Raw genomic sequence first — 655 nt, 5'->3', positions numbered from 1 at the left:
CTAATCCAAAAGAGTGACTAAAACTTCCTGTTGGGAAGTTAGAATCACTAATTTGGAGTAGGTTAAGTAGGTTAAATATGTTTGTGTGAAGCATGCTTGAACGGTTTTGGTAATACTCTATTTTCTTTTTGATAAGGAACACCTTCCTTTTTAAGCAAATCTTCTACTAAGTAGTCATTCGCCAAAATCATGCACCCTTCATCGAATTGTGCTGGTAAATGTCTATTGCCTAAGTTATGAGCAATGATTCCCATTTCTTTTATTGATGTTGGAGTAATTACAATTACTTCTTCTGGTAATACTTCAATATATACAATTCGATTTTCATCTTCATATAAAATATCACCGTTCTTTAATGTTTCTCCACTACCTAAAGACACCCCAATTTCAAAACCAGATTCTGAATATAGTTTCTGAACCCTCTTCAGTAAAAGCTCACTAGAAATCAATATTTTATCAAGATGCTTTTTTGTATTTGAAAAATCATCCATATTGCATACATTGTTATTAATTTTTTCAATAATCATTTTATCTCCCCCGTTATATCAAAATAAAAAATATCTTTGAGCCATAGGTAGTACATCTACTGCTTCACACGTGATTACTTTTCCATCAACTTTAACTTCATATGTCTGCGGATCCACTTCAATTTCTG

1 protein-coding gene is annotated in these 655 nt (G+C 31.9%); it reads right to left on the bottom strand.

Going from position 1 to position 655, the window contains the following annotated elements; genetic code table 11:
* Window positions 1-71: 71 nt before the first annotated feature.
* Complete coding sequence (locus RCF13_RS20265; RefSeq protein WP_000582801.1) at window positions 72-527, bottom strand: urease accessory protein UreE; 456 nt, start codon at window positions 525-527, stop codon at window positions 72-74.
* Between the last annotated feature and the right edge of the window lie 128 nt (window positions 528-655).

The organism is Stenotrophomonas maltophilia group sp. RNC7, from assembly GCF_030910085.1.
In the GTDB taxonomy this organism is placed as follows: domain Bacteria; phylum Pseudomonadota; class Gammaproteobacteria; order Xanthomonadales; family Xanthomonadaceae; genus Stenotrophomonas; species Stenotrophomonas sepilia.
This window is presented reverse-complemented; position numbering and strand designations above follow the sequence as displayed.

Coding starts and splice junctions, on each gene's coding strand:
- RCF13_RS20265 (WP_000582801.1), bottom strand. CDS start 527: ATGATTATTGAAAAAATTAATAACAATGTATGCAATATGGATGATTTT.